This window comes from Microtetraspora sp. AC03309 (assembly GCF_020826795.1).
Classification (GTDB): domain Bacteria; phylum Actinomycetota; class Actinomycetes; order Streptosporangiales; family Streptosporangiaceae; genus Microtetraspora; species Microtetraspora glauca.
The window spans coordinates 43631-53929 of the sequence record NZ_JADDIL010000066.1 but is presented as its reverse complement, the minus strand read 5'-3'; the positions used below and the strand labels follow the sequence as shown (position 1 = coordinate 53929).

The following is a 10299-nucleotide window of genomic DNA, read 5'->3' as shown; positions in this document are numbered from 1 at the left end:
CAGCCAGCCTGACGGGTTCACCGCTGGAGATCAATTACCCGGCCGAGATTCGGTGACGGGCCACTAGTGCCGTGCGGAGCGCCGTACCGCGACCCAGGCCGCGATCTGCACGCGGGACGACATGCGGAGTTTGGCCAGGATGTTCTCCACGTGGGTGTCGGCCGTGCGTTCGGCGATCATCAGCCGTTCCGCGAGCTCGCGGTTCGACAGCCCGTCCGCGATCAGCTCGGCCACCTGGGACTCCCTCGGGGTCAGACCGGCGCCCTCCTTGGGCGGATCGCCCAGCGCCCGGCGGTAGGCCGCGTCCAGGTCGAGGGCGGCACCGTCGGCGACGGCCGTACGGAACGCGGGACCGCCGACGAGGCCGCGCGCGATGTCCGCGCACGTGGAGTGGCGGGCGCCCCAGTAGGGCGCCTCGTCCAGCCGGATGCCGACCGCGCCGCCGAGTCCGTCCACGGCTCCCAGCAGGGTCGCGGCGAGCCTTCCCCTGCCGGTGGCGGCGGCGATCCACGCCTGGATCTCGAACCCGACGAGCGCGCCGGCCAGGTCGCCGAGGTCGCGGCTGAGCCGGATCGACTCCCGGTTCTGCTCCTCCGCGCCGACCAGGTCGCCGTTCTCCCAGCCGAGGACGGCCAGGCCCTGGTGCGCGACCGACCGGCTCCAGCAGTCTCCCGTGAGCGCGCTCCGCCACATGGCGTCGTCCAGAACGGCTCTGGCGCGCTCGCCGCCCGACCTGGCCAGAGACAGTCCCGCCTGGCTGAGGACGCAGGCGGGGCTCTGGCCGAGGAGCCATACGGGGCCGGGGCGACCTCGGGCCGCGAGCACCTCCTCGAAGCTCAGGACCGCGTTCTCGTCGTCGCCGGCGGCGAACGCGACCAGGGCCTCGGCGTGCTTCCCCCACACGGCGGTCCCCGGGCCGCGACGGCATTCCTCCATGCGCGTACGGGCCCGGTGTACGTCGAAGTGCCTGGCGTCCACCCACGCGGCGGCCCAGAGGGCCTTGACGCGGTGAGGGGTCGGCCTGTCGGTGGCCGCGAGCGCCCGGTCCAGATAGCGGCGGCCCTCGCGGTGGTGGCCGCAGGCGATCCAGAGCGGCCACAGCGTCCCGGCGAGTTCGACCGCGGCCCGCGGATCCTCCGCGAGGGAATGATCGAGTGCCGCGAGGAAGTTCGGCAGCTCCTCGGTCATCCGGCGAGCCCACGCGGCCTGCGCGGGCCCGGCCCACTCCGCCTCCGCCCTGCGGGCGAGCCGCAGGTACGCGTCCCGATGGCGCCGGCGGGTGGCCTCCTCCTCGCCCAACTCCCGCAGCCGCTCCGCCCCGTAGGCGCGTACGGCGTGCAGCAGGCGGTAGCGGTCGCCCTCGCGCAGCAGGACGGACTTCTCGACGAGCCGGGCCAGTAGGGCGAACACGTCGCGGCGCGAGAGTGTGTCCCCCACGCAGACGTCCTCGGCCGTCTCGCGGTCGAAGCCGTGGGAGAACACCGACAGCCTGGCCCAGAGCAGCCGCTCGCGCGGTTCGCACAGCTCGTGGCTCCAGCCGATCGCGGTGCGGAGCGTCCGGTGCCTGCTCTCGCCCGTATCGCAGTCGGCGCGGCGTAGCAGCCGGAACCGATCGGGAAGCCGGGCGGTGATGTCCGTGACGGACAGCGCCCGCAGCCGGGTGGCGGCCAGTTCGATCGCGAGCGGAACGCCGTCGAGGTCTTCGCAGAGCCGTACGACCTGGTCGCGGTTGGTCCCGTCGACCACGAAGTCGGGCACCGTGGCCACGGCCCGGTCGGCGAAAAGCGTGACCGCGTCGTCTCCGAGCGGGAGGACGGTCACGACGTGTTCGCCCGGCGCGTCGAGGGGCTCCCTGCCCGTGGTCAGGACGCGGAGCCACGGACATCGCTCCTGCAGCTCGCCGACCAGGTCGGCGCACGCGCCCAGCAGGTGCTCGCACGTGTCGAGGACGAGGAGCATCCGCTTGCCGCCGATGTGCTCGGCGAGCGCGTCCACCTCCCGCGCGCCGGAGTCGTCGGGGCCGCCGAGTGTCTCGCTCACCAGCGGCGCGAGCCCTCGCGGGTTCCGCAGTGAGGAGAGCTCCACCAGCCAGACACCGTCGGGGAAGCGCCGGTGCGCGTCCGCCGCGACCCGCAGCGCGAGTCTGCTCTTGCCCACTCCTGCCGCGCCGGTGAGGGTGACCAGGCGGGTACGGCCCAGCAGCCCCGCGACACGCTCCCGCTCCTCCGCGCGGCCGACGAAGCTGGCCGGCTCGGCGGGCAGGTTCCCGATCACCGGTCACCGCGCCGCTGGGCGACCCAGGCGGCGACCTGGGTGCGGGAGGAGAAGTTGAGCTTGGCCAGGATGTGCTCCATGTGCGCCTCGGCGGTGCGCTTGGAGATCACCAGCTTCTCGGCCACCTCGCGGTTGGACAGGCCGTCCGCGACCAGTTCGGCGACCTCGTGCTCGCGGCGGGTCAGCACTCGGGGGCGTTCCAGATCGCTCACGCGGGCCGCGCCGCCCATGGGGCGGGGCCCACCGCGCGGCCGCGCGGGTTCGATGTCTCTCCCGGGTCGCTCTCCCAGGGGCGGCTCTCTCCGGCGCCCGTCTTCGCGCGGTGGCAGATCGGCGGGCCGTTCGGCCTCGGTCGCGCCGGGGCCGCGTGGGAGCCTGACGGTGTGGCCGCGTACGGCGTCGGGCACGCGGAAGCGCACCTCCCCGTCGCTCTCCTCGCGGAGCAGGACCGACTTGTCGATCAGACCGATGAGGGCGTCGAGGAACTCGCCGGGCGGCGGCCCGTCCGGGCAGGCTCGTTCGGCCTCCGCCAGGCCGAACGGTCCGCGAAAACCCGCCAGTCCGGCCCACACGAGCCGCTCCGCGGGCGAGCAGAGCTCGATGGTGCGCTCCAGCGCCCTCCTGGCGGACGTCTCGTGGACGGGGTCGTCGAGCAGTGCCTCGATCGCCAGATCCGGCGTGTCGCGCAGCCGTACCGCGGCCGATTCGATCGCGGAGGGCATCCGGCCGAGCTCTTCGCACAGCCTGGCCGCGATCTTCCGGTCCAGGTCGGTGATCGCGCGGCCGGCGCGGTGGATCAGCAGGGCGACGGCGTCGGCGGACGGCAGGGGGCCGACCGGCAGCAGGTGCTCGCCAACGACGCCGAGGGAGCGCCGCCCCGTCGCCAGGATCCGCAGGCCGGGGGCGCTCCTGAGCAGGGATTCCACGAGCACGGCGCAGGGGCCGGCCAGGCGCTCGATGCCGTCGAGGACGAGGAGGAGCCGCCCGCCCCGCGCCCCCGGGCCGACCTTCGGGAGGGCGTCGCGGACCTCGCGGGCGAGCACCCGGGGATCGCGGATCTGGGAGACGTCCACCCTGTGGACCCCGTCGGCGAAGGCCTTGCGCACGTTCCACGCGGCCTCCTCCGCCAGTCGCGACTTCCCGACACCGGAGAGCCCGGTCAGGGTCACCAGTCGCGAACGGCCGAGCAGCCGTCTGATCTGCGCAATCTCGGCCCGGCGGCCGACGAAGGCCGGAAGATCGCGTCGCTCCATCGCAGCCTCGAATCATGGGGGGACTTCACTGCACCCGGCGCTCCGGTTCACGAATGGTAACCCCGGCATCGCGCATGGGAACGGGCGTTTCACCGGTTGCCATACGGGAACGGGAATCCGCCGTACGAGGCGGGCACTAGACTCGGCGCCACTGCCAGCACGCGCGAACGAGGATTGTATGTCTGGGTATGACCGTGTAGTCCAGCCGGCGGCCGGAGACGAGGCTCTGGAGAACCACCTCGGTGGGGACGAGGCCAAGAACTACCGGCAGTACGAGTTCGACATGGTCGCGCCGCACGTCGGCCGCTCGATGCTGGAGATCGGATCGGGTCTCGGGCACTTCGCGGAGCAGTTCCTCCCGCGGCTCGACCGGCTCGTGGTGAGCGACTTCGACCCTTATTGCGTCGAGCAGCTCAACAAGCGCTTCGCCGAGCGCGACGACATCTCCGTGCTCCAGTTCGGCCTGCCGACGGAGATCCCGCTGGAGGAGCCCGTCGACACGGTGATCATGATGAACGTCCTCGAGCACATCGAGGATGACGTCGAGGCGCTGCGCTCGCTGGCCAAGGTCACCGCGCCGGGCGGGCGGATCGTCATCTGGGTGCCCGGCTACATGCAGTTGTACGGGGACTTCGACCGCAAGGTCGGCCACGTCACCCGGTACACCCCCTCGACGCTGGGCAGGACGGTCGTCGCCGCCGGGCTGAGGCCGCAGGTGCTCAAGCCGATCAACTTCCTGGGCGGCATCGCCTGGTGGGCCGCCGTACGGCGTGGCGGGGTGGGGTACCCCGACCCCCGGCTGGTCAAGATCTACGATCGGACGGTCGTCCCTGCGACGCGGTTCATCGAGCGGTTCGTCCGGCCTCCTTTCGGCCAGACCGTCTTCTGTGTCGCCCGCGTTCCGCGTTAGGGGTCACAGCTAGCCGTACCGTCTGCCGTTTCATGGCGGCTCCGGTCCGTCGCCGTCCCGGACTTGTCCGTTTCCTGGGGGTTTCAGGGGCTACTCGCGGGTAGCACCACGGCATCCACCGCCTCAGGAGGTCGTGATGACCGAGTACGCCAAGGCACGCGAGGTGGCCGAGCAGGCCCGCGAGACGGAGTGGGCCCGCCCGAGCTTCGGCAAGGAGCTGTTTCTCGGGCGCTTCCGGCTGGATCTCGTCCATCCCGCGCCGCAGCTCAGCGAGCAGCAGACAAGGAAGGGCGAGCGGTTCCTCCAGACGCTCACCACCTTCCTGCGCGACAGTGTCGATCCTTCGGTCATCGAGCGTTCCGCGGTCATTCCCGACGAGGTGATCAAGGGGCTGCGCGCGGTCGGCGCGTTCGGGATGACGATCGACGAGCAGTACGGCGGGCTCGGGCTGAGCCACCTGTACTACTGCCGGGCGCTGATGCTGGTCGCGTCCTACTCTCCCGCGCTGGCGGCGTTGTTGTCGGCGCACCAGTCAATCGGCGTGCCGCAGCCGCTCAGGCTGTTCGGGACACCGGAGCAGAAGCAGCGTTTCCTGCCCCGATGCGCACAAGGTGAAATATCAGCTTTTCTCCTGACAGAGCCGGATGTGGGATCAGACCCGGCCCGGCTGGCGACGACCGCCGTACGTGACGGCGACGCGTACGTCCTCGACGGGGTCAAGCTGTGGACGACCAACGGGGTCGTGGCCGACCTGCTCGTCGTCATGGCCAGGACGGGCACCCGGATCTCCGCGTTCGTCGTCGAGGCCGACGCCCCCGGCATCACCGTCGAGCGCCGGAACGCGTTCATGGGCCTGCGCGGCATCGAGAACGGCGTGACCCGCTTCCACAAGGTCAGGGTCCCGGCGGAGAATCTCATCGGCCGCGAAGGACAGGGCCTGAAGATCGCCCTCACGACGCTGAACACCGGACGCCTGTCGCTGCCCGCGACCTGCGCGGGCGCCGCCAAGTGGGCCGCCAAGATCGCCCGGGAGTGGGGCGCGGAGCGCGTCCAGTGGGGCCACCCGATCGGCGAGCACGAGGCCGTGGCCCGCAAGATCTCCTTCATCACCGCCACCGCGTACGCCGTGGAGGCCGTGGTCGACCTCGCCGGCCGGCTGGCCGACGACGAGAGCAACGACATCAGGATCGAGGCCGCCCTGGCCAAGCTGTACGGCTCGGAGATGGCCTGGCAGATCGTGGACGAGCTCGTCCAGATCAGGGGCGGACGAGGTTACGAGACGGCCGAGTCTCTTCAGGCCCGCGGCGAGCGCGGTGTGCCCGCCGAGCAGATGTTGCGTGATCTGCGGATCAACCGCATCTTCGAAGGATCCACCGAGATCATGCATCTGCTCATCGCCCGCGAGGCCGTGGACGCGCACCTCTCGGTCGCCGGGGACCTCATCGACCCGAAGGCCGACCTGCGGGCCAAGGGCCGGGCCGCGACCAAGGCGGGCGCGTTCTACGCCCGCTGGCTCCCCGGCCTGGTGGCCGGAGCCGGACAGTTGCCGAACTCCTATTCCGAGTTCGGGCCGCTCGCCCACCACCTGCGCTATGTGGAGCGGACCAGCCGCAAGCTCGCCAGGTCCACCTTCTACGGCATGTCGCGCTGGCAGGGGAAGCTGGAGCACCGTCAGGGCTTCCTGTCCCGGATCGTCGACATCGGGTCGGAGCTGTTCGCGATGACCGCGGTCTGCGTCCGCGCCCAGGAGGACGCGGCCAAGCACGGGCGCGGCGCGCTGGAGATCGCGGACACGTTCTGCCGTCAGGCGCGGCTCCGCGCGGACGAACTGTTCACGCGGTTGTGGGTCAACTCCGACGCCACCGACGTACGGCTCACGCGCCGGATCCTCGCCGGCCGCTACGCCTTCGTCGAGGACGGCGTCCTCGACCCGTCGACGGACGGTCCGTGGATCGCGCCCGCCACGCCGGGGAAGGCGACCGCGAAGGACGTCCACCGCGACATCCCCTAGCCAGGAGCGGGCCGCCGTACGAGGGCCGTCCCGGCGTCGCCGGGGCGGCCTTCCGCCGCCCGGAAAACCTGTTGGAACCGGAAGGCCCGTCTTGTTACGGTCCCCGTGTGTGGATTCTTCTCTACCGCGACCGCTGATCATCTGATCGCTCGCGATCTCAGCCCGCTCGCCGTGAGCCGCGCCTGACGCGGCATCCCGGGGCGCCCCACGCGCGCGCCCCTCGGCCCTGTCCTTTCGACGCGGCAGCTGAGTGACGGCACTTCGTGCCGCGTTCCCGTTCTTGCCAAGGAGATCTCACATGCGTGTACGCGCGTCCAAGAAGCGCGGCGGGAAGACCCTCCCGCGTACCCCTCAGCCCCAGCGCAACCTGCCGCCACGCCAGATGCCCATCCCGGCGCGGCCGGTGCGACCGGCGCAGATGCCGCGCAGGTTGCCGCGCCCCAAATAGCGGGCGAGCCTCCACTCCCGCGTCCATGAGAAAGGGCACCCCGGCCGGGGTGCCCTTTCCGTTCCCGTCCGTACGGCGGGGCCGTACCGGGCGGGTCACCCCGGGACGGCGTGGCCTCCGTCCCGGGGTGAGCGATCTCAGAGGCGCTCGATGATCGTCACGTTGGCCTGACCGCCGCCCTCGCACATCGTCTGCAGGCCGTACCGGCCGCCGGTGCGCTCGAGCTCGTGCAGCAGCTTCGTCATCAGGATCGCGCCGGTGCCGCCCAGGGGGTGACCGAGGGCGATGGCCCCGCCGTTCGGGTTGGTTCTGGCGGGATCCGCGCCGATCTCCTTGAGCCACGCGAGCGGCACCGGGGCGAACGCCTCGTTGATCTCGATGGCGTCGATGTCGTCGATGCTCAGCCCGGCCTTGGCCAGGGCCTTCCTCGTCGCCGGGATCGGCGCCGTCAGCATGTAGACGGGGTCGTCACCGGTGAGCGCGAGGGTGACGATCCGGGCCCGGGGCACCAGGCCGTGATCGCGTACCGCCTGCTCGGAGGCGATCAGCACGGCGCCGGAGCCGTCGGAGATCTGCGACGAGGTCGCCGCGGTGATCCGCCCGCCCTCGCGCAGGGTCTTGAGCTCGCCCATCTTCTCCAGGGTGGTGTCCGGGCGGGGGCCCTCGTCGTTCTCGACGCCGTTGACCGGGGCGATCTGGTCCTTGAAGTGCCCGTTGGCGATCGCCTTCGCGGCCCGCTGGTGGCTCTCGTAGGCGAACCGCTCCAGCTCGTCGCGGCTCAGGTCCCACTTCTCGCACATCAGCTCCGCGCCGCGGAACTGCGAGATCTCCTGCTTGCCGTACCGTTCGACCCACTTGTCGCCGAAGGGGAAGGGCATGCCCTTCTCCAGCGCGGCGGTGATGCTCGACCCCATGGGGACGATCGACATCGACTCCACACCGGCGGCGACGACGAGGTCCTGCGTGCCCGACAGGATCCCCTGCGCGGCGAAGTGGATCGCCTGCTGCGACGATCCGCACTGGCGGTCGATGGTGACTCCGGCGACGTTCTCCGGAAGTCCGGCCGACAGCCAGGCGTTGCGCGCGATGTCCATCGACTGGGGACCGAACTGCATGACGCAGCCCATGATCACGTCATCGACGGCGGTCGGATCGACGCCGGTGCGATCGACCAGCGCCTGGAGCGTGTGCGCGGCAAGGTCCGTGGGGTGGACCGTCGACAGCCCGCCCTTCTTCTTGCCGACCGGGGTGCGGACCGCCCCGACGATGTACGCCTCTGCCACAGTGCCTCCCACAGGAAACCGAGCATTGTTCGGTTACCAGGAGGCTACAACAGAACTTTCGTCGGCGCTTGTCCTGGTATGAGAACCGATCGCGGATATATCCGGCATACCCAGCGCGTTGGATCGGCCGGCTTCCCGGAGACCTACCCGCCGCGGACATCACCGATCAGCCGGTACGGGATGCCCTTGGCCTTCGGGCCGCTCAGTCCGAGGCGAGCCGGGTGCTGGTCATGGTGGCGTACACGATCACGTTGTCCACGTAGTGGCCCGTGTTGCGGTTGTACGACCCGCCACAGGTGATCAGGCGCAGCTCGGCGTTCTCCCGCGAGCCGTAGACCCGATCGGTCGGGAAGGTCTGCTTGTTCGCCTGCTCGACGCCGCCGACCGTGAAGACCGCCACCGTGCCGTCCATCCGGACGACCTCGATCGTGTCGCCGTACTGGATCTCGTGCAGCCGGGTGAAGACGGCGCTGCGCGTCGTGGTGTCCTTGTGCCCCAGCATCACCGCGGGACCGGGCTCCCCCGCCGTGGGGCCGCCGCGGTACCACCCGACGAGGTTGTGGTTGCTGATCGGCGGCGTCTCGATGGCGCCGCTCTTGTCCGTGCCCACGGACTTGATCGGCGCGTTGATCCCGAGCCTGGGGACGATCAGCCGACGCGGCGAGGACGGCTGCATCGCGGCAGCCGGTGGCAGGGTGGGCGCGGGCGGAGGCGCGGTGGCGACAGCCTGCGTCAGCGGCTGGCCCGTACCGCCGGGACCGACCGAGGGCACCAGGCCCTCGGCACCCTTGATCTTCAGCGTTTGACGGGCCGGTGGCGCGTACTCGTCGGGCGAGCCCAGGATGAAGAACACGCCGATGATCACGGTGACGACGCCCGCGACGGCGGCCAGGATCAGCACGCCGCGCATGGCCGACGCGCCGCCGCCCTGCGGCTGCGACGGCGGCTCAGGCTCCTGGTACGCCTGGGGATAGACGACCGGCGCCGCGTGGAACACCGGCTGGCCGTACACCGGCTGCGGATGGACGGGGGCGCCGTAGGGCGGAACCGGCTGGCCGGGCGGATACTGCCCCGGTGGCGGCGTGGTCACTGCCGCACCTCACCGCTGCGCGGCACGACGCCGGGAGCGCAGCATGAGTCCGCCGGTGGCCGCCGCCAGGACCAGGGCGGTTCCCGTGAGCACGAACATCCGCCCGTCCGGTCCCGCGTCCGCACCTCCTCCGGTCGCGGCGCCGCCTCCGGGCGTCTTCTTGACCTGGGTGTCCTTGGACGGCTTCGCCGTCACGGTCTTGTAGACGGTGTGCGTCGGCAACGGCGTGGGGCTCGACGCCGACGTGGACGGAGTCGGCGTCGGCGTCGGAGTCGTCGAGGAACTGGACGACGCGCTCGCACCGGCGGTCACCACCGCGATCGTCGCCCCGGCCGGCACCGTCTTGGTTCCCGTCGTCGCGACCACGCAACTGTAGAGCGGCGCTGCGGAAGCGGTGGCCTCGCCCGTGGCGGGCTTCAGCACGTTCAGCTTGAAGTCCTTGGCGGTGAGAACGATCGATGAGGCACCTGTGGACGGCGTGATGGTCAGCGTCGCTGTGGGAAGCGCGCCGAGCGGAGATCCCTTCGCTATGGATGCCGCCACCGACGCGGAGGGCGACGGCGTGGAGACATTCGCTGTCGCCGTGGTCGGGCTCACCGAGGCCACAACCGAGGGCTGCACCTGGATCCATGCGCCTGTGGGAATGTCATCCGGCACCGGGAACGCCGATGCAGTATCGGCCGCAATGCTCAGCGTGGCGGTGAACTGCGTTCCGACCGTCGCTGTTCCAGCAGCCTGCAGGTTCACCGTGAAGTCATGGATGACAGGCGTATCCAGCGGTGCGCCATCCTCATAGGGCGTGCAACTGTACGTCACTGACTTGCTGTCCGCGAGCGCACTGACGGCCGAGAAGGCGCCGACGAGGACGGCTGCGCTGGCTACTCCGGCGGCGGCTTTCGTGGCGATACGACGCCGTGCCTTTGACTTCAGCACTTCCTTCACTCCCGTGGGTCGGTTTCGGTCGCGGCTTTACCAGACGTACCAGAATCCCGGTCTAGCGTCTCAGTTAGGTAGAGATCTTATGAACTCT

At 70.7% G+C, this 10299-nt stretch carries 8 protein-coding genes; 3 read left to right on the top strand and 5 right to left on the bottom strand.

Going from position 1 to position 10299, the window contains the following annotated elements:
- Positions 1 to 63 precede the first annotated feature (63 nt).
- On the bottom strand, positions 64 to 2274 hold the full coding sequence (locus tag IMZ11_RS46000) for a LuxR C-terminal-related transcriptional regulator (RefSeq protein ID WP_308066876.1): 2211 nt from the start codon (positions 2272 to 2274) through the stop codon (positions 64 to 66).
- Positions 2271 to 3527, bottom strand: a complete 1257-nt coding sequence (locus IMZ11_RS31635) for a LuxR C-terminal-related transcriptional regulator (protein WP_228646082.1) — start codon at positions 3525 to 3527, stop codon at positions 2271 to 2273. Before IMZ11_RS31635 ends, IMZ11_RS46000 begins: the two co-directional genes overlap by 4 nt.
- A 178-nt stretch (positions 3528 to 3705) precedes the next feature.
- Between IMZ11_RS31635 and IMZ11_RS31630 the strand changes: the two genes are divergently transcribed.
- The 3 genes from IMZ11_RS31630 (at position 3706) to IMZ11_RS31620 (ending at position 6896) form a co-directional block, all read left to right on the top strand.
- Positions 3706 to 4437 (top strand): bifunctional 2-polyprenyl-6-hydroxyphenol methylase/3-demethylubiquinol 3-O-methyltransferase UbiG, encoded by a 732-nt coding sequence (locus tag IMZ11_RS31630; protein WP_061253193.1) that lies wholly within the window; start codon positions 3706 to 3708, stop codon positions 4435 to 4437.
- Between the two features lie 136 nt (positions 4438 to 4573).
- Positions 4574 to 6448, top strand: a complete 1875-nt coding sequence (locus IMZ11_RS31625) for an acyl-CoA dehydrogenase family protein (protein WP_228646081.1) — start codon at positions 4574 to 4576, stop codon at positions 6446 to 6448.
- Between the two features lie 298 nt (positions 6449 to 6746).
- Entirely contained in the window at positions 6747 to 6896 is a 150-nt protein-coding gene (locus tag IMZ11_RS31620) for a hypothetical protein (protein ID WP_228646080.1), read from the top strand.
- A gap of 137 nt (positions 6897 to 7033) precedes the next feature.
- Here the strand turns inward: IMZ11_RS31620 and IMZ11_RS31615 are convergent, their stop codons facing one another.
- The 3 genes from IMZ11_RS31615 to IMZ11_RS31605 all read right to left on the bottom strand — a co-directional run bounded on the left by IMZ11_RS31615 (position 7034) and on the right by IMZ11_RS31605 (position 10202).
- Positions 7034 to 8179 (bottom strand): acetyl-CoA C-acetyltransferase, encoded by a 1146-nt coding sequence (locus IMZ11_RS31615; RefSeq protein WP_228646079.1) that lies wholly within the window; start codon positions 8177 to 8179, stop codon positions 7034 to 7036.
- 202 nt (positions 8180 to 8381) lie between these two features.
- On the bottom strand, positions 8382 to 9269 hold the full coding sequence (locus IMZ11_RS46410; protein ID WP_228646078.1) for a class F sortase: 888 nt from the start codon (positions 9267 to 9269) through the stop codon (positions 8382 to 8384).
- A gap of 9 nt (positions 9270 to 9278) precedes the next feature.
- On the bottom strand, positions 9279 to 10202 hold the full coding sequence (locus tag IMZ11_RS31605) for a hypothetical protein (protein ID WP_228646077.1): 924 nt from the start codon (positions 10200 to 10202) through the stop codon (positions 9279 to 9281).
- Positions 10203 to 10299 lie beyond the last annotated feature (97 nt).